1 protein-coding gene is annotated in these 1,722 nt (G+C 70.0%); it reads right to left on the bottom strand.

All coding sequences use genetic code 11. The features are described 5' to 3' along the window. A partial coding sequence (locus ABWI04_RS42680; protein WP_353835976.1) for a hypothetical protein occupies window positions 1–1,401 on the bottom strand: 1,401 nt, incomplete at its 3' end. Between the last annotated feature and the right edge of the window lie 321 nt (window positions 1,402–1,722).

Genomic DNA, 1,722 nt, shown 5'->3' with positions numbered 1-1,722 from the left:
TCGTGTGACGCAGGTCACGGGAACCTGAATGTTCCGGCGAACAGTCCCCGCATGTGGAGATGAGTTTGCGTACCCGGGTTCACGCCGGGGATCCGCCAGCCCGGCGGCGAGCGCCGCCAGCGGGACGGCGGGCAGCACGTACCGGTAGTCGAACTCGGCGGTGGCCGCGGGCGCGAGCAGCAGCCCCGTGGCGAGCGTCCACGGCAGCAGCGCCTCGCCGCCGAACCGGCGCCACAGCGGGACCAGCCCGGCCAGGCCGAGGAGCAGGATGGCGCCGACCATGGTGCCGCGCAGGTAGAAGACGTCCTGGTAGCCGCGGGCGGCCCCGGCGAACGGCTCGACGACCTGCGTGCGGGCGTTGCCGCGCTCGTAGCCGCGCGCGTCCTGGGCGGCCGTCCCGCCGCCGGGCATGTGCCAGTCGGGCAGGGGCCGGCTCTTCTTCTCGAACTCGTACTGCGCGTACGTCGCCGGGTCGGGGAACACCGTGCGCTTCCACTGGAAGACGCGGAAGAAGTCGTGGGCGACGACCCGCGAGTAGTCGAGCGGCTGGGCGACGATGGCCCGCTTGGCGAAGTCGTTGCCGAGCTTGTTGTTCTCGGGGCTGAAACGCGTGCCGGTGTAGCGGTTGAGCGGGGAGCGGGCGTTCCAGATGCCGTCCTGCGAGTTCGGCAGCCGGTTCGCGGGCTCGGTGCACAGCGGGTACTCGCTGACCGGCAGGTCCTTCATCCGGTGGCAGTCGGCGAACTTGTAGACCCGGGCGTACAGGAAGATCCCGTTGCTCTCGGTGATCGCGAACTTGTCGCTCTCCGCCTTGTACCAGCCCATGTAGCCCAGCACCGGCAGCAGGCAGGCGGCCAGCGTGACGGCCATGAGCCGCCAGCCGCTGCGCCGGACCAGCATGTACACCAGCACGCCGAGGAGCACCGGCATCCCGACCGAGCGGGTCAGCCACGCCATCCCGACGATCAGCCCGACCCCCGCGGCGATCTTCCAGGACGGCTGGTCGCGCCACAGCAGCAGCGTGACCGCGCACATCACCAGGAAGGTGAACGTCGTGTCCGACAGCACCAGGTGTTCGAGCTGGAGCTGGTAGGCGTCCAGCAGGACCGGCGCGGCCGCCAGCGCGGCGCCCCAGCCGGGCAGCCCGAACCGGCGCCGCAGCAGCGCGTAGATCATCACGCCCATGGCCAGGCCCATGAGGTGCTGGAGCCCGGCGACCAGCGCGAAGCTGTGGAACGGCTTGAGGACGAGCAGCAGGAACGAGTACCCGTCGGGCCGCAGCGGGTGCGGATACGGGTCCATCGCGACGTTCAGGTAGTCGAAGCTGTCGTTGAAGAACATCACCGGCTGGTAGCCGAGCATCGCCACCAGGCGGAGAAGCGCCGCTATGGCAATGATCACACTGAAGACCGGGTTTCGGCGCGCCAGCGTCCACAACCCGCGGCCGCGTCCGCGACCCGCCTCCGCACTCTCTCCGGGCGCGTCGTCCGGCGTGTCCCTCGATTCCGGACGAACTTGTGAACCGGTTTCGGGCGCGCCCTTAATGGACTCGCCGGACACCGTGGCCGTTATGCCGGATTCCAGACCTTCTGTTCCGGAATCGGGCGTGCCGTTGCCGGCCTCTGACGAAGATTTGGCCGAGTCCGGGGCGGTCGTCGCGTCCCCGGACGCGCCGGCCGGAGCGTCCGGTGCGCCCGGCCCGGCGTCGACGAGGTCATGGTG

This window comes from Actinomadura sp. NPDC000929 (genome assembly GCF_040492065.1).
Classification (GTDB): domain Bacteria; phylum Actinomycetota; class Actinomycetes; order Streptosporangiales; family Streptosporangiaceae; genus Spirillospora; species Spirillospora verrucosospora.
Note: the sequence above shows the minus strand (reverse complement) of the source record. Positions and strands in the feature narration are given on the sequence as shown.